Source organism: Kribbella turkmenica, from assembly GCF_004348725.1.
GTDB classification, from domain to species: domain Bacteria; phylum Actinomycetota; class Actinomycetes; order Propionibacteriales; family Kribbellaceae; genus Kribbella; species Kribbella turkmenica.
Genome location: NZ_SMKR01000126.1, coordinates 1 through 22,720 on the forward strand (window position 1 = coordinate 1; position 22,720 = coordinate 22,720).

Consider the following 22,720-nt stretch of genomic DNA (forward strand, 5'->3'; position numbering starts at 1 on the left):
GGTGGTGTTGGTGAGGGAGCGTTCGGGGAGCCAGAGAACGAAGGTGCTGCCGACGCCGAGTTGGGAGTGGAGGGCGACGGTGCCGCCGTGGGACTCGGCGATCTGGCGGACGATGGCCAGGCCCAGGCCGGTGCGGCGTTGGCCGGTGGACGGGACGGTCGCCGGCGACTGCCGCTGGCCGGAACGGAAGAAGCGGTCGAAGACGCGGTCGGTGTCGTCCGGCGAGATGCCCGGGCCCTCGTCGCGGACCGCGATCCACGCCCAGCCGTTGCGGCTGCCGACGGCCAGCACCAGCTCGCTCCCACCACGGGCCAGCCGGACCGCGTTGGAGAGCAGGTTGTCGACCGCCCGCCGCAGCGCGGACGCGTCCCCGGCGGCGATCGGCCCCGGCGACAACCGGCGTACGACGTGCAGCTCGCGATCGGCCGCGAGCAGTTCGTACTCCTCGGCCGCCTCGCCAGCGATCGCGGCCAGGTCCACGTCGGCGTCGACGAAAGCCGGTGACGACCGCCGGGCCGACGCGAGCAGGTCCTCGACCAGGCGGGTCATCCGCTGGATCGCCCGGCTGACGATCGCGGTCGCCTGCGCCCGGTCGTCGGGTGGCGTGTCGTCGTGCGCGAGGACGGCGTCGACGTTGGCCTGGATCACCGCCAGCGGGTTCCGCAGCTCGTGCGACGCGTCGTCCACCAACTGCCGCTGCGCGACGAAGGCCGACTCAAGCCGGCCGAGCATGTCGTCGACCGTGTCGGCCAGGTTCCGCAGTTCGTCCTGCGGGCCGTCTAGGGCGATCCGGCGGGACAGGTCGGTGGCGGAGATCTCCTGTGCCGTCGCGGTGATCCGCCGTACCGGCCGCAGCGCGCGACCCGACAGCCACCAGCCGGTCCCGAGGCTGACCAGGAACAGTCCGCCCATGCCCGCGGCCGAGTAGTTCCGCAGGCTCTGCAGCGTCTGGTAGTTCACCGCCGACTGCAGGCTGGAGATCTCGGCGGCCTGGATCACCTGGCCGGGCTTCAGGTGCAGCTCGCCGTTGTGGTCCTTGTAGTACTTCTGCACCTGGATCTGGTTCAGCGGCTTCGGGTCGAGGATCTGCGACAAGGCGAGGTACACCCCGCCGAGCAGCAACGCCGACAGCGCGATCAGCACCGCGGAGTACGTCAACGTGAGCCGGAACCGGATCGTCTGCGTCCACGGCGGTCGTCTGAACTTCATGAGTCACCTCGGAGCCGGTAGCCGCGGCCGATGACGGTTTCGAGGACGGGCTCTTCGCCGTCCGTCGTGAGCTTGCGGCGCAGTGTCCCGACGGTCACCCGGACGCTCTGGGTGAACGGGTCGGCGTTCTCGTCCCAGACGTGCTCGAGCAGTTCCTCGGCCGACACGACGTGACCTGGCCGCGACATCAGGTACCGCAGTACGCCGAATTCCTTCAACGTCAGCGGGAGTTCGCGGCCGGCCCGGGTGGCGAGGTGACGGGCGGAGTCCAGCACGAGGTCGCCGACGTGCAGCTGGGTGCTGCCGTTGGTGACGTCGCGCCGCAGCAGGGCGCGGATCCGCGCAAGCAGCTCGACCAGCGCGAACGGCTTCGTCAGGTAGTCGTCCGCGCCTTCGTCGAGCCCCCGGACCCGGTCCGCCAGCGAGGCCCGCGCGGTCAGCATGAGCACGCGCAGCTCGCGGCCCGACGCCACCTCGATCTCACCGCGGCGTACGGCGCGGCACAGGTCGAGGCCGCTGGTGTCCGGCAGGGTGATGTCCAGGATCGCCAGGTCGTACGCCGTGGTCGCGAGCTTCTCCATCGCCTCGGCCCCGGTCGTCGCCGTGTCCACGGCATAACCGGCCCGGCCGAGTCCGGAGCGCAGCGCGCTGACCAGGCCTTCCTCGTCCTCCACCACCAGTAGCCGCACGACACCAAGGTAGCCGTCGGCACCGGGGCGTCCAGCCTGCTCTTTCGGCGGACTTTCGCTCGGCTTTCCGGTCGTTTTCGCACTCCTTTGATGGTCTGGGGGCCAATCGACGCGAAGGAGCTTTGATGAACATCCCAGGGAAGCGGCTCATTCTCGGTACGGCGGTCGCCGTGGCCGCGCTCGGTGTGGGCGGGATCGCCTATGCCACCACCAGCGACCCGGCACCGGAGCAGGGGTACGTGACCGTCGAGGACGGGGCCACCACTCCGTCGCCGGGCACGCCGAGCGAAGGCACCGCGGGCCGCGACGGCCGGGACTGCCCGGAGAAGGACGGCACCGGCCAGGGCGAGGGCCAGGGCGAGCAGGCCCAGCCGTCGCAGCCCGACGCGGCCGAGAACGCGTGACGAACCCAGTGCGGCCGCCTCACCCCCTGTCGGTGGGGCGGCCCGCGGATCACTTGGAGGTAGGTGTGGAGAGGCGTACGGAGACTGGCGTTTCGTCGGCTTTGCTCGAACACGCGTTGTTCGAGGTGAAGCGGGTGGTGGTCGGGCAGGACCACCTGGTGGAGCGGATGCTCGTCGGGCTGCTGGCGCGCGGGCACTGCCTGCTGGAGGGTGTGCCGGGTGTCGCCAAGACGCTGGCCGTGCGGACGCTGGCCGAGGTGATCGGCGGGCGGTTCTCCCGGCTGCAGTTCACCCCGGACCTGGTTCCGGGCGACATCATGGGCACGCGGATCTGGCGGCCGTCGGCGGAGGGGTTCGACACCGAGCTCGGCCCGGTGTTCGCCAACCTCGTGCTGGCGGACGAGATCAACCGCGCGCCCGCCAAGGTGCAGTCGGCGTTGCTCGAGGCAATGGCCGAGCACCAGGTCAGCATCGGCGGCACGAGCTACCCGCTGCCGGCGCCGTTCCTGGTGCTGGCGACCCAGAACCCGATCGAGTCCGACGGCGTGTACGCCCTGCCCGAGGCGCAGCGGGACCGGTTCCTGCTGAAGATCACCGTCGACTACCCGAGTCCGCTCGAGGAGCTCACCATCCTGCAGCGGATGAGCGCCCGCCGGCCGCACGCGAACGCCGTGCTGACCCCGGAGCAGGTCGCTCAGTTGCAGGAGGCAACGGACGACGTGTTCGTCCACAACGCGGTCGCGGAGTACGTCGTCCGCCTGGTGCATGCGACCCGGGTGCCGCAGCAGTACGGGATCAACGACCTGCAGGGCGTGCTGGAGTTCGGCACGAGCCCCCGCGCCACGCTGGGCCTGGTCGCTGCCGGGCGGGCGCTCGCGCTGCTGCGGGGCCGGGACTACGTCCTGCCGGCCGACGTGTACGACGTCGCCCTCGACGTGATGGCGCACCGGCTGGTGCTCACGTTCGACGCCCTCGCCGACGGCGTGGACCCGCGGGCCGTGATCTCGCGCATCCTGCACACCATCGAGCAACCGCACGTCGTCCCCGCGGACGACGCCCAGGGGTCGGCGGCATGACTGACACCGGCCCCGACCTGCTGAAGGGCCGGGAGCGGGCGTTGCGGACGCTGGAGCTCTCGGTCAAGCGGAAGCTGGAAGGCTTCCTGCACGGCGAGATCACCGGTCTGCGCAGTGGGCCGGGCAGCGAGCCGAACGAGGCGCGGCCGTACCAGGCCGGCCAGGACGACGTCCGCCGGATGGACTGGAACGTCACCGCGCGCTCGCTCGAACCGCACGTCCGTGCCCCCTTGGCCGAGCGGGAGCTGGAGACCTGGGCGCTGCTCGACGCGTCCGCGAGTATGGACTTCGGTACGGCGCTGAGCGAGAAACGGGACCTGGCCGTCGCCGTCGTCGGCGCGGTCGGCCTGCTCGCCGACCGGCCGGGCAATCGGCTCGGTGTCCGGATCGCCGTCGGTGACCAGTTGTCCCGGATCCCCGACGTCGGCGGCGCCGCGGCCCTGCGCCGTACCCTCCGGACACTGTTGGCGTTGCCCAGGGCGACTCCAGGCGAGCATCCGGCGGTCCCGCTCGGCCGGGCGATCACCCGGCTCGACCGGGAGCACCCGCGACCGGGTCTCCGGGTGGTCGTCTCCGATTTCCACGACGAGACCTGGGCGGATTCGCTCCGCCGGCTGGCCGCCCGGCACGAGGTGATCGCGGTCGAGGTGCTGGACCCGCGCGAACTCGAACTGCCCGAGGTCGGGCTGCTCACGCTGGTCGACCCGGAGACGGGCCGGCGGCGCGAGGTGCAGACCGGCAGCCGGAGACTGCGCCGGCGGTACGCCGACGCGATGACAGCCAAACGTGAACAGACCACGCGGGACATCCGGGCCGCCGGTGCGGCGCACCTCGTCCTGCGGACCGACAGCGACTGGGTCCGCGACGTCGCCGCCTTCGCGACCGCTCGCCGGCGCGCGAGCACCCGCCGGAACCCGATGGGAAGGACCGGTATCCGATGAGATTCGAGCAACCCCTGTGGCTCTGGCTGCTGGTGCTGGTGGCGGCGCTGGTCGCCGCGTACCTGGTCGCGCAGCGCCGCCGCAGCAAGTACGCCGTCCGGTTCGCGACGCTGCCGATGCTGGAGAAGGTCGCGCCGACGCGGCCCGGCTGGCGCCGGCACGCGCCCGCGGTGGCGTTCCTGGCCGCCCTGGCCGTGCTGACGATCGCGATCGCCCGCCCGGTCGCCGACATCCGGGTCCCGCGCGAACGGGCCACCGTGCTGGTCGCCATGGACGTGTCGAACTCGATGGCCGCGACCGACGTCGCGCCGAACCGGTTCGAGGTGGCCAAGCAGGCGGCGGTCGAGTTCGTCGAGGATCTGCCGGAGAAGTTCAACGTCGGCCTGGTCTCGTTCGCCCGGACCGCGACCGTGGTCACGCCGCCGAGCACCAACCACCAGGCCACCGTGGACGCGATCAACGGTCTCGAACTGACCGACAGCACCGCCATCGGCGAGGCCGTCCTGACCAGCCTGCAGGCGGTCCGGACGATCGACCCGGAGGATCCGCCGCCGAGCCGGATCGTGCTGCTGTCCGACGGCGGGAACACCTCCGGCCGGCCGATCGACGAGGCCGCCGAGGCCGCCACCCAGGCCGGCGTGCCGGTGTCGACGATCGCCTACGGCACCCCGGACGGCACCGTGAACATCGAAGGCCGGGACATCCCGGTCCCGGCGGACACCGAGGCCTTGCAGAGCCTGGCCGACGCGACCAGCGGCGAGTTCTACGCCGCCGAGAGCGACGAGCAGCTGCGGGACGTCTACTCCGACCTCCAGTCGTCGATCGGCTGGACCACCGAACCACGCGAGATCACCAACCTGGTGGCGGGGGTCGCGCTGGCCGCGGCGCTGCTGGCCGCGCTGGCCTCGCTGCTGTGGTTCTCCCGTCTGCCCTGAGCCGTGAAGGAGCCTTCGATGAGCCCTCATCTCGGTCACCCGTTCCGCGGGCCGCACTACGCGCCCGGACCACCCCCGGCCGGGCCGTCGCCCGCGCCGCAACCGCAGTACCCGTTCTCCGTCACCCCGGCCTCCGCTGGGTCGGCTCCCCCCTCTCCGGCCGCGGCACCTCAGGCCGGGGTGACGGTCCCACCACCCGCGCTCTCCAGGGGGACGACGGGCCGCCGCGGCCGGATCCTGGTCGCCAGCCTCGCGCTGTCGATCGTGGCCGGCGGGCTGGCCGGCGCGGTGACCGGGGCGCGCGATCCCGAGACCGCGGCGGCCGAACTGCCGCAGGCGGCCGCCCCACCGGCGGCCGCCCAGGGCTCGATCACCGCGGCCGCGGCTAGTGTGCTGCCCGGCGTGGTGTCGGTCCGGGCCGGCCGGGCGACCGGGTCCGGATTCGCGATCGACCAGCAGGGGCACGTGGTCACCAACGCGCACGTGGTGGAGGGAGCGAGCGATGTGTCGCTGGTGCTGTCGAACGGCCGCCGGGTCGACGCCGAGGTCGTCGGTGCGGACGAGGACAACGACCTCGCCGTACTCCAGGTCTCGACCGCCGACGCCGAGGGACTGCGCGCGCTCACGCTCGGCCGGTCCGCACAGCTCCGGGTCGGCGACCCGGTGCTGGCCGTCGGCTCACCGCTCGGCCTGGAAGGAACGGTGACCGCCGGGATCGTCAGCGCGCTCGACCGGCAGGCGCGGTTCGGCGACAGCGGGAACCGGCAGTCGGCGATCCAGACCGACGCGGCGATCAACCCGGGCAACTCGGGTGGCCCGCTGGTGAACGCGGCCGGTCAGGTGGTCGGTGTCAACACCGCCATCGCGACCCTCGGCAGCACCTCCCGCTCCGGCAACATCGGCATCGGCTTCGCCATCCCGGTCGACCGGATGACGACCATCGTCGAAGGCCTGATCAACTGATTGCGGACCTCCAGCCCATCACAATCGCCTCGACCGCTGCAGGCTGAGCGTGGTGCCACTGCGTCGCCGCAGTTGTGATGGCCTGGCGGTCCGTCCCTCTACAGTTGGTGGATGGTCTTCCTCGGCGGACTGCTCGGCCTGATCGGGCTCGCGACCTTGGTGTTCCGCGACGCCGACGTCGCCGGGCTGCCGCCGGTCGGCGTCGGTGTGGGTCTGCTGTCGGTGGGCGCCGCGGTGGCCGGCCTCGGCGTAGTACGGCGCCGGTGGCTGCGACGCCGGCGAACCGAGCGCGGTGAGCCGGAGCCGATCGGGGACGTGTTCGAGCGGGCCCGCGCACTGCCACGACTGCTGCGGGCCGCCCGGCGAGGGGAGTACCCCGGATTGCCGACGAGCCGGATGGCCCTGTGGGGGCTGGCCGTGGTCTACCTGGTGTCGCCGATCGACATCCTGCCGGAGCTCCTGCCGGTCATCGGCGTGACCGACGACGCCGGCGTCGCCGTCTGGCTGCTCACGAGTGTGTCGACCGCGACCGGTCTGTACCTGCGGCACGAGCGGGACGCTCTGCGCGGATCCACGAGCGACCGGCCAGGACCGCGAGCAGACCGCCGGCAGCACCCATGAGGCCAACGGAGGTCGCGGCTGTCGTCACTTCCGCCAGCACACCCGCGGCAGCGACTCCGAGCCCCTGCGCGGCCTGCAGACCCGCCGATGCCAATCCGATCACCTGACCACGCCGGTCATCAGGCACCAGCCGTACGAACGTCGCGTGCACGAGCATCGTGTACGACGACAGGACACCGACGAGCACCCAGAGCACCACCGCGCCGGGCACCGACGGATACAGAGCACTCATCGCCAGTGGAACCGCGGACGCGACCGCCAGCGGACCCATCGATCGCGAACGCCACCTGACCGGGAGCCAGCGGCTGAGCAGCACCGACCCGATCATCGCGCCCACCGGATCAGCCGCCATCAGCAGACCGACTGCCGCGTCGCCGGCGCCGGCCTGCGCGGCGTACGGCGCGGCGAGTCCCTCCGGCGCGAGGTAGAACCCGTACAGGTACAGCAGGCTCAGCAGGCTGCGCAACCGATGGTCGGACCAGATCAACCGCACTCCGGCGGACACCGACCGGCCTACGCTCCTTCGCGTCGCCGCCGACGCGTCGCGATGGCGTACACCGGTTCGGACCAGCGTCGCCGACACCACGAAGGTCGCCGCGTTGATTCCCAGCGCGAGGTGCGATCCGGTCAGGCTGACGAGCACACCGCCCGCGGCGAAGCCGAGCACCTGGACGACGCTGTCGGTCGCGCTCGCCAGGCCGACGCCGACGACGTACCGGTCACCCTCCAGGACGTCCGGCAGCAGGGCGTTGCGGGCAGCACTGTAGAGCGGTTGCAGACTGACCACGGCGACCAGCAGAAGCACGACTGCCACGATCGGCAGGCCGGGGATCGCCATCGCCGCGGTCAGCGCGGCCCGGCCGAGCTCCGTCACCACCATCACTGTTCGCCTTGGGAACCGGTCCGCGAGCCCGGTGAGCAGCGGTGCGCTGACCAGCGGCGGCAGGAACGACAAGGCGTAGGTGACCGCGGTGAGCAGCGCCGACTCGGTCCGGTCGAAGACCAGTACGGCGATCGCGACCCGCGCCAACTGGTCGCCGAGCCGGGACTGCGCATGAGCGATCCACAAGGCCCGGAACTCGGCAACGGCGACGACTTCCCGGATCGTCGGACGATTCGCCATGGTCCGGACGCTACGGATGCGGGCTTTCAGATCGCTGTCATGGCGGGCTGCCGTGCTGCCGTGAAAGCGAGGTGAAAGCAGCGGTTGCCACACTTGCGCGAGTTTGGACGTCGAAAGGAGGTGCGTGCGGATGAAGGACGACCGGGAGTACATGGTCTCGAACAAGGACTGGTGACCGGCGTGCGGGCGGTCTGGTCAGTCGGCACCACCCGGAGCCTCACCCGTACCCGGGTGGTGCCGCAGCCAGTCGGCGATGTCTGCGGCGGCTTCTTCGGGATGCTGGTAGGCGAAGTGCTGTAAGGGATCCGCGGGCGGCCCTGTGTCGGTGAGCCGAGCGGCGGCCGCCGAGAGGCGGCGGGCGGCTGCCAGCACGAGTTCGGCCTGGGCCCGTGCTTCGACGGGGTCGTGCAGCGTGACCGCCGTGCGTGCGAGGTCGGCGACCTCGCACGCCTGGTAGGCCATCGCCAGTCGGGCCGGGTTCATCGCAACGCTCGCACGAAGACCAGCCACCGCGCGGCCGGAAGATTCGTCAGCACGTGTCGAGCATCATGGCTCGGATGGTGCGCCACAATGCGCGATTTCCGTAGTCAGCCTAAGGCTGAGGCGTAGGCTGAGTCGCATGCGGTACGACCTCGACGACCTCCGACTCTTCACTCACGTTGCCGCCGAAGGGTCGATCACCGGTGGGGCGCGGGTGATGCACCTCAGCCTGCCTTCGGCCAGCGCGCGGGTCAGAGCACTCGAAGCGCAGGCCGGCGTACCGCTTCTGATCCGCGAGCGCCGGGGTGTCCGGCTCACCCCGGCGGGCGCGACGCTGGCCCGGCACGCCCGCGAGGTGCTCGCCGAGACGACCAGGCTGGACAGCGCGGTCGCCTCGTACGCCGTGTCCCGCACCGAGCCCATCCGGCTGGTGGCCGGTGGTTCCGCGATGCACCAACTCGTCCCGGCCGCGCTCGCGACCTTCCTGCGCGACCATCCGGAGTACGACGTCAACGTCAGCGAGCGCCGGACGATCCGCAGTGTGCGCCTGCTGGCGGCGGGAGAGGCCGACCTCGGCGTCATCCTCGACGACGAACCCACCGACCTGCGCACCGAACCGCTCGCCGACGACTCGCTGGTCGTGATCGGCCAGGCCGGCGGCGTCCTGTCCGGCCGCACTTCGATCGCGTACGCCGAGGTCGCCGAACATCCACTGGTCGGTCTCGACCGTGGGTCGCCGCTGACGCAGTGGATGGAGGACCGCCTGGGCCCGCACGCCCCGGTTGCGCGCTACCGGACGATCGTGCCCACGCTGCACACCCTGATCACGCTCGCCACCGCCGGCGCCGGACTCGCGATCGTTCCCCGCCGAGCCGTGGATGCCAGCACCGCCGTCGAGATCTGCCCGCTTCAGGACGCCTGGTCCACCCGCGCGCACCTGCTCTGCTACGCCGCGGACGCGCCCGAGTCCGCCCACCTGCTGGCCGCCCAGCTGCACGCGGCGGCTAGCGTGCGGGTATGACGGCAGACGACGAAGCCATTCCCCTGCAGGCGTTCAGTGCGTTGCTGCACAGCGACAACGTCGCGACCGTCTGCCGGGCGCTCAACATGTATCAGGTGGCCGCGTCGTACACCCGGTTGTCCGGCGGGAATCCGCTGGAGCCGCTCGGTGGTGAGGTCCGCCAGGTCGCGCGGGCGGTGCTGTCGCGGCCGCCGATCGCCGGTGATGCGGAGCTGCGGGCGGCGTTCGATCATCTGAGCGCCCTCAACGTGCTCACGAGTCTTGCCGAAGCCGAGGACGCGGAGTTGATCGCGGACATCCTCGAGGGCACCGCGGACGCCGACGTACGGGCGACGGCTCTGCTCGCGGCGGCCGCCGTGCCTGCTGATCCGGGCCGGCGATTGGTGGCGGTGCTGGCGCTGATGTCGGCGGACGGGACGCTCGACGAGGCCGCGCGGGCGCGAGCGCATGCTGTCCGCGAAAAGCTGGCCGGCCGGTAGGAGTGCTCGGATAGCGTGCAGCCATGCGCGCGCTGACAGTGGAAGAGGCCCGGCAACGGGCGACAGACATCGCGGTCCGGTCGTACCAGGTCGACTTCGACCTGACCGGGACAGGCGACACGTTCGTCACCACCAGCCGGATCCGGTTCGGTGCGACGAGTAGCTCGACCTGGGTCGACGTGAAGCCCGAGCGACTGCTGGCGGTCGAGCTGAACGGCGCCGCCCTGGACGTGGCTCTGCTGGCCGAGGGCCGGTTCCCGCTGACGGGCCTGCGGGCGGAGAACGAGGTCGTCGTGACCGCCGAGCTGAAGTACTCCGTGGACGGCGAGGGCCTGGTGCGATCGGTCGACGCGGCCGACGGGCGCGTGTACACCTACGGCATGTCGTCACTCGAGTCGGCGCCCCGCTACTTCCCGTGCTTCGACCAGCCCGACCTCAAGGCGCCGTACACGGTGACGGTGCAGTGCCCGGAGGACTGGGTTGTCCTGGGCAACGGTGCCGCGACCCGGACCGGTCCGGGGGAGTGGGCGCTGACCGAAACCAGGCCGCTGGCGACGTACTTCGTCACGATCGTGGCCGGCCCGTACCACCTGATCCGCAGCGAGTACGACGGCATCCCGCTCGGGCTCGCCTGCCGACAGTCGCTGGCGGAGCACCTGGACCGGGACGCCGACGACCTGTTCCGGACCACCGGGCAGGCGTTCGACGAGTACCACCGGATGTTCCGGCAGCGGTACACGTTCGGCGAGTACTGGCAGGTGTTCGTCCCGGACTTCAACCTCGGCGCGATGGAGAACCCGGGCTGCGTGACGTTCGCCGACCATTTGGTCTTCCGCAGCACGGTGACCGAGGCCGAGCGCAGTACCCGGGCCCGGATCGTCGTGCACGAGCTGGCCCACATGTGGTTCGGTGACTCGGTCACGATGAAGTGGTGGAACGACATGTGGCTGAACGAGTCGTTCGCCGAGTACATGGCCCACCGCGTGTCCGAGGACGCGACCGACTACCAGGGCAACTGGACCGACTTCGCCTTCGTCCGCCGGTGGTGGGGGATGCAGACCGACCAGAGCAGTTCGACCCACCCGGTTGCGCCGGACAGCCTGAAGGACGCCCGCCAGTCGCTCGACGACTTCGACGGGATCTCCTACGCCAAGGGCGCCGCGGTGCTCAAGCAGCTCGCGAAGTACCTCGGTGACGACGTGTTCCTCAAGGGCGTCAACGCCCACCTGGAGGCGCACGAGTACGGCAACGCGGACCTGCACGAGTTCATCGGCAAGCTGACCGAGGCCGGCGCCCGCGACCTGGACAACTGGTCGGCGCAGTGGTTGCGGACGTCCGGCCTGGACACCATCACCGCCGAGCGCACGCCCGCCGGGATCGTCCTGCGCCGCACCAGTCCGGACAGCTCCCGCCGGCCGCACACGATCGGCGTCCGCGGGTACGACGCCGACGGCGCGTCCGCCACCCTCGACGTGATGCTCGACGGCGACGCCGTGGAAGTTGCCTTGAACAATGAGGTGGTCGTACCGGACGCGGACGACGACACCTGGGCGAAGATCCGGCTGGACGCGACCAGCCTGGCGAACCTGCCCGCCGTCCTGCCGGCGATCACCGACGGCACCACTCGGGCGGTCGTCTGGAACTCGATCCGGGACGCCACCGCGCACGCCGAGTTCGACCCCCGCACGGCCCTCGAGCTCTTCACCACCGTGATCCGGCACGAGGACAGCGACATCGCCGTCGGCTCACTGGTCCGGTGGCTGGAGGACCGGGTCCTCGGCGGCTACCTGCCCTACGACGAGTCGCGCGGACCGGTCGCGGCGGCCTTGGGCAGCAAGCTGGCCACCACCGAACCCGGCAGCAGCCTCCAACTGGCGACCGCGCGCGGCTTCGTCGCGACCACCGACGACGCCGATCTGCTGCAGGCCTGGCTCGGTGGTTCACGCGTCCCGGACGGGCTGCGGATCGACGCGGACCTGCGGTGGTCCCTGGTCCTGCGGCTCGTCCGGCTCAACGTCTTCGGCGCGGCCGAGATCGACGCCGAGCTCGCCCGGGACTCCTCCACCGAGGGTCTGGTCCACGCCACCCGTTGCCGGTCCGCGCTACCGGACGGCAAGGAGGCCGCCTGGACGCGGATCATGACGGACCCGACGGTCGGGGTGCAGGAGTTGCTGGCCGCGGCCGAGGGCTTCTGGCACCCCGGTCAGACCGCGGTCACGGCGCCGTACGTGGACCGGTTCTTCACCGACATCCCGCGGACGGCCGAGATCCGGTCCGGGATGGTGGTGCCGCTCACCGTGCACCGGATCGTGCCCGGGTTCGTCGTCGAGCCGGAGCTGCTGGTCCGGGCCGAGGCGCTGGCGGCCGACGAAACCGTTGCCCCCGGCATCCGTCGGCAGACGGCCAACTTCGCCGACAACCTCCGCAGGGCGGTCGCGGTCCGCCGGACGTTCGGTGAAGCCGGCGACGGCGAGTAGCTCAGCGGACCGCCATACGCTCGGCCACGGCCTTCCGGGCCTGGTGGATCCGGGCCTTGACGGTCCCGAGCGGGACGTCGAGCTCGACCGCGATCTCAGCGTACGACAGGGCGCCGAGGTCGCGGAGAACAAGCGGCTGAACCAGCTGGGGATGGCTGGACTCGAGGTTCTCGAGGGCTTCCAGCAGGTCGAGCCGGGAGCCGGCGATCACCGACGTCGTCCGGGGGTCGACCGCCTCCGGCAGGACCTCGGCGGACTGCTCGACCGAGCGTCGCTTGAGCGAGCGGTAGGTCTGCCTGGCCTGGTTGGTGGCGACGATCGTGACCCAGCCGGCGAAGCTGCCGGTGCCCTTGAAGGTGTGGATCTTGTTCGCCACCTGGAGCAGCGTGTCCTGGACGGCTTCCTCGGCGTCCTCGTGGTGCGGCAGGAACTTGGCCACCCGGCGCTGCACCTGCGGGCGGATCGCCCGCAGCAGTTCGGGCACGACCGACTGGTCCCCCGCGGCGGCCTGGACCGCGAGCTCCTCCAGGTCCTCGTTCATGCTCCCCCAGGGTGGTGTTCGCCGGACAGGACGGCTGTGGTCGACAATAGTCCCGATGGATGTCATCGGGAGGTACCGGCTGCAGGACAAGATCGGCGCGGGGGCGTTCGCGACGGTCTGGCGCGGGTACGACGACGACCTCGACGTGGACGTGGCCGTCAAGGTGCTGGCCGACAACTGGGCGTCGCGTGCCGACGTGCGCGAGCGCTTCCTGTCCGAGGCCCGGCTGATGCGCCGGATCGCCAGCGACCGGGTGGTCCGGGTGTTCGACCTGGGCAGGCTGCCCGACGGCCGCCCGTACTTCGTGATGGACTATGTCGGCGGCGGGACGCTGGCCGACGTTCTCCGGCACGGTCCGCTCGACCCGGCCGACGCGTTGTGGTGGGGTGCGGACCTGGCCCGGGCGGTCGCCGCGTTGCACAGCGAGGGCGTCGTGCACCGCGACGTCACTCCGGCCAACCTGCTGCTCCGGCCCAACCAGGGTGACGAGTCCGGCGGCGGGACGCACCGGATCGTGCTCGCCGATCTCGGCCTGGCCAAGCGGGCCGCGGAGGCCTCCGGACTCACCCAGGCCGTCGGCACGCCGTCCTACATGGCACCTGAGCAGGGACGCGGTGACGGCGGTTTCGACGAGCGGGCGGACATCTATGCGGTCGGCGCGGTGACGTACGCGCTGCTCACCGGGCATCCGCCGTTCTCCGCCGGTTCGATCAGCGACGTGCTCAACCGCGACCCCGATCTGCCGCCGCCGAGCCTGCGGCCGACGCTGTTCGACTCGGTCGGGCAGCTCGACGACATCTTCGCTCGCGCGCTGGCGTTCCGCGTGAGCGACCGGTGGGAGCGGGCCGACACGCTGGCCGAGCGGCTGGAGGCCGAGGCGTACCGGCTGGAGCAGGAGGCGCCGCTGCGTGCGCTGGAGCGGACGCACATCAGCGATCCCGACGAGGACCTTCCGACAACGGTCACCACCGACTTCCCGGCACCCCGCGGCCGCCGGGGACGCGTGCTGTTCCTGGCCACCTTGCCGCTCGTGTTCGTGCTCGCCGGCGTGGGCGGCTGGTACCTGTTCGGTCAGTGAGATGGTAGGCGCTCCGCGCGGCGACTGCTGCTTAGAGTAGTCACATGGCTACTCACCGCAGTCTTCTGATCCTCGGGGTTGCTGTGCTGCCGCTGCTCGTCGCGACCGTGGCCCAGGCGGCGCCGCCGACGGCGAGCTACGCCTGCCGGGCGGACACGAAGTTCGGCCGCCACCTGCTCTCGCTGCGTCAGGGCGTGGATGCCAAGGCACCGGCGACCGTACCGCCGAACACCCGGTTCACCATCGCGGTCGACCTCAAGCCCGGGTCGTTGCCCGGTGAGGTCAAGGGCTTCAAGCTCAAGGAGGTCCGGGACCTGTCGCTGCGGGTGCCGATCCCGGCCAACTCGTCGTACGTGAGTGCCAGGCTGACCGGTGGCTCCGGGCTCAACTCCACGCCGACCCTGCAGGTCGAGCACGGTGTCGCCGTCGTCAAGGTCGCCGGCCCGATCCCGGGCGGCGCGAGCTACCACCTGCCGTCGCTCTCGGTCCGGCTCAAGTCCGGGCGCCGCGGTGCCGTCATCGAGACCAGGCTCAAAGGCACCGGCTACGACGACCCGGGGCTCACCCTTCAGGCGAAGATCAAGTGGAAGTTCGTCACCGTCACCGCTCCGGTGGCCTGCTTCCCCGACCCGAACCCGGCCCTCACCCGCACCCTCATCCGCTGACCGCGAGCGTGTCCCCGGAGTGGACCGTCAGACGCCGATCGGGTGCCAGACGGTCTTCAGCTCCAGGTACTGCGTCAGCCGCGACAGCCCCGGCGACGCGGACCAGTCCTCCTCGGCGGGACGGCGTACCCGCTTGAGGTTCTCGGCCGCGGCGGCCTCCAGGTCGCGGGCCTCGTCCGGGTCCTCGATCCCGCACAGGTCGATCGCGTTCACGTCGAGGTGCGACGCCAGCCACGGCCCGATCTCGGACGCGGACCCGGTCAGCAGGTTGACCACGCCGCCCGGCAGGTCGGACGTCGCCATCACCTCGCCGAGCGTCACCGCCGGCAGGGGGCGCTCGAAGGACGAGACCGCGACGACCGTGTTGCCGGAGACGATCGCGGGCGCGATCACGCTGGTCAGCCCGAGCAGGCTGGAGTCCTGCGGTGCCAGCACCGCGATCACGCCGGTTGCCTCGGGCAACGAGAAGTCGAAGTACGGGCCGGCCACCGGGTTGCTCGAGCCGACGACCTGGGCGAGCTTGTCGGCCCAGCCGGCGTACCAGACCCAGCGATCGATCGACGCGTCCACGATCGCCCGCGCCTTCGCCGCGGACAGACCCTCGGACGCGGCCACCTCGGCGCTGAACTGGTCGTGCCGGCCCTCCATCACCTCGGCGATCCGGTAGAGCACCTGGCCCCGGTTGTACGCCGTCTTGCCGGACCAGCCGCCGAACGCCTTGCGGGCCGCGACGACCGCGTCCCGGGCGTCCTTGCGGGAGGCCTGCGACGCGTTCGCCAGGAACTTGCCCTTGGCATCGTTCACGACGTACGAGCGGCCGGACTCGCTGCGCGGGAAGGCCCCGCCGATGTAGAGCTTGTAGGTCTTCCGCACTTCCAGCCTCGGCGAGTCTTTAGTGGGCAAGGTAGGCCTCCAGACCGTGGCGACCGCCCTCGCGGCCGTAGCCCGACTCCTTGTACCCGCCGAACGGCGAGGCCGGGTCGAACCGGTTGAACGTGTTCGCCCAGACGACGCCGGCGCGCAGCTGGTTCGCCATCCACAGGATCCGGGAGCCCTTCTCGGTCCAGATCCCGGCGGACAGCCCGAACGGGGTGTTGTTCGCCTTCTCCACGGCCTCGGCCGGGGTGCGGAAGGTGAGCACCGACAGCACCGGGCCGAAGATCTCCTCGCGGGCGATCCGGTGCGCCTGGGACACCCCGGTGAAGACGGTCGGCGGGAACCAGAAGCCCTCGGCCGGCAGCTCGCAGTCCGGCGACCAGCGCTCGGCGCCCTCGTCCTCGCCGATCTGGGACAGCTCGCGGATCTTGGCCAGCTGGGCCGAGGAGTTGATCGCGCCGATGTCGGTGTTCTTGTCCAGCGGGTCGCCGACCCGGAGCGTGCCCATCCGGCGCTTCAGCCGCGCCAGCACCTCGTCGTACACGCTCTCCTGGACCAGCAGCCGCGAACCCGCGCAGCAGACGTGGCCCTGGTTGAAGAAGATGCCGTTGACGATGCCCTCGATGGTCTGGTCGATCGGCGCGTCCTCGAAGACGATGTTCGCCGCCTTGCCGCCGAGCTCCAGGGTGACCTTCTTGTCCGAGCCCGCGACCGCCTTGGCGATCGACCGGCCGACCTCGGTCGACCCGGTGAACGCGACCTTGTCGACTCCCCAGTGCTCGACCAGAGCCTGGCCGGTGCGGCCCGCGCCGGTGACGATGTTGACCACCCCCGGCGGCAGGTCCGCCTGCTGGCAGATCTCCGCGAACGCGAGCGCGGTCAGCGGTGTGGTCTCGGCCGGCTTCAGCACGACCGTGTTCCCGGCCGCCAGTGCGGGCGCGATCTTCCACGCCAGCATCAGCATCGGGAAGTTCCACGGGATTACCTGGCCCGCGACGCCCCACGGCTGCGGGTGCTCGCCGGCCCCGGCGTACTCGAGCTTGTCCGCCCAGCCCGCGTAATAGAAGAAGTGCGCGGCCACCAGCGGGATGTCGACGTCGCGCGACTCGCGGATCGGCTTGCCGTTGTCCAGCGACTCCAGCACCGCCAGCTCGCGGGAGCGCTCCTGGATCAGCCGGGCGATCCGGAACAGGTACTTCGCCCGGTCGCGGCCGGCCATCGGTCCCCAGACCCGCTCGAACGCCCGGCGCGCGGCGCGGACCGCCTTGTCGACGTCGGCCGGCCCGGCCTCGCTGACCTCGGCGAGCACCTCCTCGGACGCCGGCGACACGGTCTTGAACGGCTTGCCGTCGGTCGCATCCGTGAAGGCGCCGTTGATGAAGAGCCCGTACGACGACTTGATGTCGACGATCGCCCGGGACTCCGGAGCGGGTGCGTACTCGAATCTGCTCATGCCTCAGTCCAGCGTGAAGTAGTCGGGTCCGGGGTAGTGCCCGGTGGCCAGCTTGGTGCGTTGCATCAGCAGGTCGTTCAGCAGGCTGGAGGCGCCGAAACGGAACAGCTCCGGGTCCAGCCAGTCGGGTCCGGCCGTCTCGTTGACCGTGACCAGGTACTTGATCGCGTCCTTCGCGGTCCGGATGCCGCCGGCCGGTTTGACGCCGATGTGCAGGCCGGTGGCCTCGTGGTAGTCCCGGACCGCCTCGAGCATCACCAGCGTCACCGGCAGGGTGGCCGCCGGTGACACCTTGCCGGTCGAGGTCTTGATGAAGTCCGCACCCGCCAGCATCGCCAGCCAGGAGGCCCGCCGGACGTTGTCGTAGGTGACCAGCTCACCGGTCTCCAGGATCACCTTCAGGTGCGCGTCGCCGGCCGCCTCGCGGATCGCGACGATCTCGTCGAACACCATGCCGTACCGCCCGGACAGGAAGGCGCCGCGGTCGATCACCATGTCGACCTCGTCGGCGCCCGCGGCGACGGCGTCCTTGGTGTCCTGGACCTTGATCGCCAGGCTGGAACGCCCACTGGGGAAGGCGGTCGCGACGCTCGCGACGTTGATCCCGGAGCCCCTGAGCTCGTGCTTGGCGGTGGCCACCAGGTCCGGGTACACACAGACCGCGGCGACCTGCGGGGTGCTCGGGTCGGCCGGGTCCGGCCGTCGCGCCTTCGCGCACAGGGCCCGGACCTTGCCGGGGGTGTCCTGCCCCTCCAGCGTGGTCAGGTCGATCATCCGGATCGCCAGGTCGAGCGCGTACGCCTTGGCGGTGGTCTTGATCGACCGGGTGCCCAGGGTGGCGGCCCTCGCCTCGGCGCCGACCTGGTCGACACCCGGCAGGCCGAGCAGGAACCGGCGCAGCCGGTCCTCGGACGAGGTCACGTCGGCCAGAGTGTCGACGCCGCTGTCGATTGTGGTCACGTGCCGCAGTCTACGGCGGGCAGGTCACGATCCGTACTTCGCTGTGGGCCGGTGACCGGACGCCGGATACCTTGTCCGGGTGAAGCCGAAGTCTCCCGAGAACGAGCAGTACCTGTCCGCCTCGAACCGGATCACCGGCGTCATCGTGCTGGTGATCGGCGCGCTCGGACTGCTCGACATCGTGCTGGAGTGGCGGACCGTCACCGGCCTGATGGTCGCCTGCATCATCGGCATTCTGATGGTGCTCGCGTACGTCGGGCTGATCCGCCCCTCGGTCACCCTCAGCCCCGAGAACATCCTGCTGCGTAACCACTTGCGCGACCACACGATCCCGTGGCGCAAGGTCACCGGCGTCGACGTCACCGACATCCTCCGGGTGCACACCGGCGACGACCGGTTCCGGGCGCCCGGCGTACAGCTCGTCATGCGCGACCTCCGCAAGCAGCGGGTCGGCGGCCGCAAGCTGTCCCCGGACAGCTCGCTGTCCCGGGCCGAGTTCGTCGTCAACCGGGTCGAGTCCCACATGGAGCAGTACGGCGAGAAGGCCGACGGCGAGATCGTGACCAGCTGGGCCCGCCTCGAGCTCATCCTCATCGGCGCGCTCGCGGTCGTCGCCGTCCTGGCCGGCCTCTCCCGCTGACCGGCGCCCAGCCGGTGCGGGGATCTCCGCGGTGATCCGCGGCGTCAGAGCCGCTGTCCTGCCCCGGGATGAACCCAGGTTCGCCCAGGATGGGCCTCCGGAAGTTCCCCGAGACAACGAGAGTGAGCACATGGTCAACCTCTCCCGCTCGAAGCTGCGCGGCCTGGCGGGTGTCGCCGCGCTCGCCGGCTTCGCGGTCGCGGCGCTGCCCGCCGCCCAGGCGGTGCCGGCCGCCAGCACCGCCACCCCGCCGGCACCGGTGTTCGGCGAGCCGGCCGGCACCGCGACGTCGGTGCAGGGCACCGAGACGTTCTCGACGGCCGCCTACAACAGCCGGACGGCGCTGCAGACGGTCCGCTACAACAAGCTGTACAGCACCGGGGCGGTCCCGCCGTCCAAGTGCCCGGAGGTCAACGTCTCGCTGCGCACCACCGCGGGAGTGCAGTCCTACCTGACCCAGCTGTGGTCCTGCTCGTACTACTCCTGGGCGGCTCCGCTGCGCGCGGCCGGCGCGGCGTACAAGACGAAGCCGACGCTGATCGTGCACAACCACAGCAAGCTCACCACGTACTGCGGTGTGGTCAGCGGCGCGACCGCGTACTACTGCGGGTACCAGAACGGCCAGATCTACATGCCGGCCTACGTGATCTCGAACCTGTGGCGGCAGAGCCCGACGTACGCGCGGGCCTATGCGACCAACACTCTGGCGCATGAGTACGGCCACCACGTCCAGTACCTGACCGGCATCCTGAACGCCTCCTGGTGGCGGCAGCGGGCCTTCAGCACCCACAGCGCCCGGCTCGAGGAGAGCCGCCGGCGTGAGCTGCAGGCGTCCTGCCTCGGTTCGGCGTCCATCGGCGCGAACAAGCGGTACTACCCGATGAGCACCGGTCTCTACGCCCAGTGGAAGTGGCTCGTCGAGCACTCCGGCGACCAGCCGGGCCAACTGCGCGACCACGGTTCGCCGGCCAACCACGGCTGGTGGTCGCACGCCGGCTTCTACGCGGCCAGCACCAAGACGTACGCGAGCCGCTGCAACACCTGGAACTCCCAGGCCAGCCGGGTTTCCTGACCCGGCCGGCGTTCCCACGTAACCTGGCCGCCCGGAACGCGTTGCCGTACCGGGCGGCCCTCGCGTTTTGCCGACACGTACACCATCTGCGATCGTGTGGTTACTTGTTTTGCCAGGCGCACGCCGTACAGTTCTCCAGCGAGCAGTCTCACGGCAGGAGTAGGACAGTGAACTACGACGAGTTCAACACCGAGTACGCCAAGGTGCTGGACAAGATCAAGAGCGGCAGGTGCAGCTGGTCCGAGCTGTCCGGTCACGTGACCCGGCTGCGCCAGGCGACCGCCGGGATCACCGCGCCGGTGGAGCGGACCCAGGTCGACCACGACCTGGCGGCGTTGAGCCAGATGGTGGACATGTCGCGGCGGACCAACGACAAGGAGGACGTCTGGACGGTCACGTCCGACGCGATCCGCAAGGCCAGCAGCCAGGAGGGTTCGGTCGCCGACCGGATCGCCCGGATCGAGGCGAGCATCAACGAGATCACCAGCCTCGCGAACCGGAACCCGGACGAACGGGACGCGTTGATGCAGTCGACCAGCACCCTGCGCATCCTGCACTCGTCGCTGCAGAGCTCGCTCCGCGCCGAAGAGGCCGACGCCGCGGCCGCCGCGGCCGCCGCCACCCGCTGAGCCGACCTCGCCGCAGCCACCCGCCAGGTGCTCCGGCGTCGTACGAACGTCAGCCGCCGACCAGAATGGTCGAGCGGCTGACGTTTTGGCTTCCGTGCTGTCCGGCTGCGACGCGGTCAGAGGCCGAGGCTCGTGGACAGTGACTCCTTGATCGCGGCCAGGTCGGTGGCGGCCTCGGCCCGGGCGGCTGTCACGTCGGTGGTCACCGGGATGACGACCTCCAGGTAGCACTTCAGCTTCGGCTCGGTGCCGGACGGACGCACCACCACCCGAGCGCCCTCGGACAGCGAGTAGCGCAGGCCGTCGGTCGGCGGCAGCGTCTCCGAGCCCTCGCTCAGGTCGTCCACCCGCTCGACCGTGTGGCTGCCGAGCGACGTCGGGGGAGTGCTCCGCAACCGCTCCATCGCGCTCGTGATCAGCGACAGGTCGTCCACCCGGACGGACAGCTGGTCGGTCGCGTGCAGACCGTGCTTGACCGCGAGGTCGTCCAGCAGATCCAGCAGCGTGCGTCCCTCGGACTTCGCCCGTGCGGCCAGCTGCAGGACCCGGACCAGCGTCGAGACACCGTCCTTGTCCTTCACCGCGACCGGGTCGACGCAGTACCCGAGCGCCTCCTCGTAGCCGAAGACCAGCCCGGGCACCCGGCCGATCCACTTGAACCCGGTCAGCGTCTCGACGTACTCGACGCCGTACGAGGCCGCGACCTTGCCGAGCAGCGACGACGACACGATCGAGCACGCGGCGACCCCGTCCGGCCTCGACGACAGCAGGAACTCGCCGAGCAGGCCGCCGAGCTCGTCCCCGCGCAGCATTCGCCAGCCGCGGTCGGCGGCCTGATCCGGTACGGCGACCGCACACCGGTCGGCGTCGGGGTCGTTCGCGACCGCGATGTCGGCGTTCACCGACCGGGCCAGGTCGAGCGCGGCGTCGATCGCACCCGGTTCCTCCGGGTTCGGGAACGACACTGTCGGGAAGTCCGGATCCGGGTCCGCCTGCGACGTCACCACCGCCGGTGCGCCGAAGCCCGCGCGGGCGACCGCGTCCTCGACCAGGAACCGCCCGACCCCGTGCAGCGGCGTGTAGGCGACGCTGAGGTCCCGCGGGGCGTCCGCGGGCACCAGCTCCGCGATGCGGTCCAGGTAGGCGTTGATGAGGTCGTCGCCGGTCGTCTGCCAGTCGTCCCCGCGCGGGACCTCGGCGAGCGGGCCGACCGCGGCGATGGCGGCCGCGATCTCCGCGTCCGCGGGCGGCACGATCTGCGAGCCGTCGCCGAGGTACACCTTGTACCCGTTGTCTTGCGGCGGGTTGTGCGACGCCGTCACGACCACACCGGCCACGGCCATCAGATGCCTGATCCCGAAGGCGACCACCGGCGTCGGCGCCGGCCGGTCCAGCAGGACGGCCTCCAGGCCGGCGCCGCGCACCACGGCCGCGGTGTCCTGCGCGAACACGTCGGACTTGTGCCGGGCGTCGTACCCGATCAGGACCGGGCCGTCGGTGAGTCCCTTCGCCTTCAGGTACGCGCACAGGCCGGCGGCGGCGCGGATGACCACGATCCGGTTCATCCGGTTCGGCCCGGCGCCGACGGCGCCGCGGAGACCCGCCGTACCGAACTCGAGGATGCCGGCGAACCGGTCGGCCAGCTCGTCGGCCGCGGCGGCGTCCAGCAGGTGCCGCAGCTCGGCGCGCGTGTCGGGGTCGGGATCTTCGCTCAGCCAGGCTTCGGCGGCGCTACGGAGGTCATCGTTGACGGTCACCTCCGCACGATAGCTAATGACCCGACGACTGGCAGGGGCGCGCGCGGAGGTCGGCGACGTAGTCGTCCGGGGCGCCCGCGGCTTCGGCCGCCTCGGCGAGGATGCCCAGGTAGCGGGCCGAGGGCAGTCCGCCCTCGTAGGCGTTCAGGACGTACATCCAGGCCAGCTGCTCGCCGTCCAGGGTCTGCACCCGGACCTGGATCTTGCTGTAGACGTCCTGGTCGATCCACTCCCACTCGTCCAGCCGCTCGACGTCCTTCGGGTGCACGTCGTACAGCGCGACGAAGACTTGGTTGGCAGGGTTCGACGGGTCCTCGACGACGGTGGCCATGGCGCCCTCCCAGCCGAGCTCCTCCCCGCCGAAGGTGAGGCGCCAGCCGGTGATCCAGCCGGTCCCGCGCAGGGGCGAGTACGGGCACCGCTCGGCCATCAGGTTCGGGTCCAGATTCGAGGCAAACGCGGCGTACAGGGTCACGACGACACAGGATACGGAAGAATGGCGTCCCGTGGCGCGAGTTGTGATCATCGGTGGCGGTCCGGGCGGGTACGAGGCGGCCAGTGCGGCCGCCCAGCTGGGGGCGGAGGTGACGGTCGTCGATTCCGGCGGGATCGGCGGTTCGGCCGTGCTCAC

At 71.0% G+C, this 22,720-nt stretch carries 25 protein-coding genes; 15 read left to right on the forward strand and 10 right to left on the reverse strand.

Annotation, left to right across the window (positions count from 1 at the left end):
- Together E1218_RS25210 and E1218_RS25215 are read right to left on the reverse strand one after the other, a co-directional pair.
- Positions 1–1,209, reverse strand: a 1,209-nt coding sequence (locus E1218_RS25210) for a sensor histidine kinase (protein WP_132324312.1), incomplete at its 3' end; no start/stop codon positions are given.
- Positions 1,206–1,898 carry a response regulator transcription factor gene (locus E1218_RS25215; RefSeq protein WP_132324314.1) on the reverse strand — a complete coding sequence of 231 codons (693 nt, stop codon included), beginning with the start codon at positions 1,896–1,898 and terminating at the stop codon, positions 1,206–1,208. The genes E1218_RS25210 and E1218_RS25215, both read right to left, overlap by 4 nt.
- A gap of 125 nt (positions 1,899–2,023) precedes the next feature.
- On the opposite strand from E1218_RS25215, the gene E1218_RS25220 reads away from it, so the two are divergent.
- The 6 genes from E1218_RS25220 to E1218_RS25245 all read left to right on the forward strand — a co-directional run bounded on the left by E1218_RS25220 (position 2,024) and on the right by E1218_RS25245 (position 6,838).
- A complete protein-coding gene (locus E1218_RS25220) occupies positions 2,024–2,302 on the forward strand; it encodes a hypothetical protein (RefSeq protein ID WP_132324316.1) in 279 nt (92 codons plus the stop codon).
- 65 nt (positions 2,303–2,367) lie between these two features.
- Complete coding sequence (locus E1218_RS25225) at positions 2,368–3,378, forward strand: AAA family ATPase (RefSeq protein ID WP_132324318.1); 1,011 nt, start codon at positions 2,368–2,370, stop codon at positions 3,376–3,378.
- Entirely contained in the window at positions 3,375–4,319 is a 945-nt protein-coding gene (locus E1218_RS25230) for a DUF58 domain-containing protein (RefSeq protein WP_132324320.1), read from the forward strand. Before E1218_RS25225 ends, E1218_RS25230 begins: the two co-directional genes overlap by 4 nt.
- Entirely contained in the window at positions 4,316–5,254 is a 939-nt protein-coding gene (locus E1218_RS25235) for a VWA domain-containing protein (RefSeq protein ID WP_132324322.1), read from the forward strand. Before E1218_RS25230 ends, E1218_RS25235 begins: the two co-directional genes overlap by 4 nt.
- Positions 5,255–5,272: 18 nt before the next feature.
- Positions 5,273–6,217: a S1C family serine protease gene (locus E1218_RS25240; protein ID WP_132324324.1), complete on the forward strand. Its 945-nt coding sequence runs from the start codon at positions 5,273–5,275 to the stop codon at positions 6,215–6,217.
- 111 nt (positions 6,218–6,328) lie between these two features.
- Positions 6,329–6,838: a YkvA family protein gene (locus tag E1218_RS25245; protein WP_132324326.1), complete on the forward strand. Its 510-nt coding sequence runs from the start codon at positions 6,329–6,331 to the stop codon at positions 6,836–6,838.
- On the opposite strand, the gene E1218_RS25250 is transcribed toward E1218_RS25245, so the two are convergent.
- Complete coding sequence (locus tag E1218_RS25250; RefSeq protein ID WP_165949414.1) at positions 6,726–7,961, reverse strand: MFS transporter; 1,236 nt, start codon at positions 7,959–7,961, stop codon at positions 6,726–6,728. The two genes, E1218_RS25245 and E1218_RS25250, sit on opposite strands and share 113 nt — an antisense overlap.
- Positions 7,962–8,156: 195 nt before the next feature.
- Positions 8,157–8,444, reverse strand: coding sequence for a hypothetical protein (locus E1218_RS25255; protein ID WP_132324330.1), 288 nt, complete (start codon positions 8,442–8,444; stop codon positions 8,157–8,159).
- A 136-nt stretch (positions 8,445–8,580) separates the two neighbouring features.
- On the opposite strand from E1218_RS25255, the gene E1218_RS25260 reads away from it, so the two are divergent.
- The 3 genes from E1218_RS25260 to pepN are packed head-to-tail and all read left to right on the forward strand — an operon-like array spanning position 8,581 to position 12,418.
- Positions 8,581–9,462: a LysR family transcriptional regulator gene (locus E1218_RS25260; protein WP_132324332.1), complete on the forward strand. Its 882-nt coding sequence runs from the start codon at positions 8,581–8,583 to the stop codon at positions 9,460–9,462.
- Positions 9,459–9,941 carry a hypothetical protein gene (locus E1218_RS25265; protein ID WP_132324334.1) on the forward strand — a complete coding sequence of 161 codons (483 nt, stop codon included), beginning with the start codon at positions 9,459–9,461 and terminating at the stop codon, positions 9,939–9,941. The genes E1218_RS25260 and E1218_RS25265 overlap by 4 nt, the downstream gene beginning before the upstream one ends.
- 23 nt (positions 9,942–9,964) lie before the next feature.
- Positions 9,965–12,418 carry an aminopeptidase N gene (gene pepN / locus E1218_RS25270; protein ID WP_132324336.1) on the forward strand — a complete coding sequence of 818 codons (2,454 nt, stop codon included), beginning with the start codon at positions 9,965–9,967 and terminating at the stop codon, positions 12,416–12,418.
- 1 nt (position 12,419) lies between these two features.
- Here pepN and E1218_RS25275 read toward each other — a convergent pair whose 3' ends face one another.
- Positions 12,420–12,959 (reverse strand): RNA polymerase sigma factor, encoded by a 540-nt coding sequence (locus tag E1218_RS25275; RefSeq protein WP_132324338.1) that lies wholly within the window; start codon positions 12,957–12,959, stop codon positions 12,420–12,422.
- Between the two features lie 55 nt (positions 12,960–13,014).
- Here E1218_RS25275 and E1218_RS25280 point away from each other — a divergent pair, with 55 nt between their 5' ends.
- Together E1218_RS25280 and E1218_RS25285 are read left to right on the forward strand one after the other, a co-directional pair.
- Complete coding sequence (locus E1218_RS25280; protein ID WP_132324340.1) at positions 13,015–14,037, forward strand: serine/threonine-protein kinase; 1,023 nt, start codon at positions 13,015–13,017, stop codon at positions 14,035–14,037.
- A gap of 44 nt (positions 14,038–14,081) precedes the next feature.
- Complete coding sequence (locus E1218_RS25285) at positions 14,082–14,702, forward strand: hypothetical protein (protein ID WP_132324342.1); 621 nt, start codon at positions 14,082–14,084, stop codon at positions 14,700–14,702.
- Between the two features lie 27 nt (positions 14,703–14,729).
- Here E1218_RS25285 and E1218_RS25290 read toward each other — a convergent pair whose 3' ends face one another.
- From E1218_RS25290 to deoC, 3 genes are read right to left on the reverse strand one after another with little or no spacing between them, the layout of a single operon-like run.
- Positions 14,730–15,575 (reverse strand): aldehyde dehydrogenase family protein, encoded by an 846-nt coding sequence (locus E1218_RS25290; protein WP_233712451.1) that lies wholly within the window; start codon positions 15,573–15,575, stop codon positions 14,730–14,732.
- Positions 15,576–15,594: 19 nt separating this feature from the next.
- Positions 15,595–17,031 carry an aldehyde dehydrogenase family protein gene (locus E1218_RS25295; protein ID WP_132324346.1) on the reverse strand — a complete coding sequence of 479 codons (1,437 nt, stop codon included), beginning with the start codon at positions 17,029–17,031 and terminating at the stop codon, positions 15,595–15,597.
- Positions 17,032–17,034: 3 nt separating this feature from the next.
- Positions 17,035–17,991 (reverse strand): deoxyribose-phosphate aldolase, encoded by a 957-nt coding sequence (deoC, locus tag E1218_RS25300; RefSeq protein ID WP_132324348.1) that lies wholly within the window; start codon positions 17,989–17,991, stop codon positions 17,035–17,037.
- 79 nt (positions 17,992–18,070) lie between these two features.
- Here deoC and E1218_RS25305 point away from each other — a divergent pair, with 79 nt between their 5' ends.
- The 3 genes from E1218_RS25305 to E1218_RS25315 all read left to right on the forward strand — a co-directional run bounded on the left by E1218_RS25305 (position 18,071) and on the right by E1218_RS25315 (position 20,332).
- Entirely contained in the window at positions 18,071–18,631 is a 561-nt protein-coding gene (locus E1218_RS25305) for a PH domain-containing protein (protein ID WP_132324350.1), read from the forward strand.
- A 130-nt stretch (positions 18,632–18,761) separates the two neighbouring features.
- A complete protein-coding gene (locus tag E1218_RS25310; protein WP_132324352.1) occupies positions 18,762–19,703 on the forward strand; it encodes a neutral zinc metallopeptidase in 942 nt (313 codons plus the stop codon).
- A gap of 167 nt (positions 19,704–19,870) precedes the next feature.
- A complete protein-coding gene (locus E1218_RS25315) occupies positions 19,871–20,332 on the forward strand; it encodes a hypothetical protein (RefSeq protein WP_132324354.1) in 462 nt (153 codons plus the stop codon).
- 116 nt (positions 20,333–20,448) lie between these two features.
- On the opposite strand, the gene E1218_RS25320 is transcribed toward E1218_RS25315, so the two are convergent.
- Together E1218_RS25320 and E1218_RS25325 are read right to left on the reverse strand one after the other, a co-directional pair.
- Positions 20,449–22,089 (reverse strand): phospho-sugar mutase, encoded by a 1,641-nt coding sequence (locus E1218_RS25320; protein WP_132324356.1) that lies wholly within the window; start codon positions 22,087–22,089, stop codon positions 20,449–20,451.
- 13 nt (positions 22,090–22,102) lie between these two features.
- Positions 22,103–22,564: a gamma-glutamylcyclotransferase gene (locus E1218_RS25325; RefSeq protein WP_132324358.1), complete on the reverse strand. Its 462-nt coding sequence runs from the start codon at positions 22,562–22,564 to the stop codon at positions 22,103–22,105.
- A 31-nt stretch (positions 22,565–22,595) separates the two neighbouring features.
- On the opposite strand from E1218_RS25325, the gene E1218_RS25330 reads away from it, so the two are divergent.
- A partial coding sequence (locus tag E1218_RS25330; RefSeq protein WP_132324360.1) for an FAD-dependent oxidoreductase occupies positions 22,596–22,720 on the forward strand: 125 nt, incomplete at its 3' end.